Source organism: Paenibacillus sp. 598K, from assembly GCF_003851045.1.
In the GTDB taxonomy this organism is placed as follows: Bacteria; Bacillota; Bacilli; order Paenibacillales; family Paenibacillaceae; genus Paenibacillus_D.
The window spans coordinates 1-283 of sequence record NZ_BFBX01000355.1; the positions used below are offsets into that span (position 1 = coordinate 1).

Consider the following 283-nt stretch of genomic DNA (forward strand, 5'->3'; position numbering starts at 1 on the left):
CAGCGACTCGATGACGGTGCGTCCGGCCTGGACCTCGCCGACCTCCTGCAGCTCGCCGCCGACGATCGGCGCCGCCGCGACCAGCTCCTCAGGCTGCTCGCCCGTGCCGCTGGTCGGCACCTCGATGAGGATCGGCTGCTCCAGCGAGCCGACCGGCTGACCGCCCTCCTGCACCTCCAGCTCGTATGCCTCAGAGGCAGAGCCGCCGAGCGGCGGCGCGGCCACGCCGAAGCTGAAGGTCAGATCGGAGCTGAACTGGCCGATCGGAATATTGACCCGCATG

The 283-nt window shown here is 70.3% G+C and carries 1 protein-coding gene; it reads right to left on the reverse strand.

The features are described from left to right. The coding region (locus tag PA598K_RS37045) for a hypothetical protein (RefSeq protein ID WP_185602447.1) at positions 1-283 on the reverse strand (283 nt) is incomplete at both ends.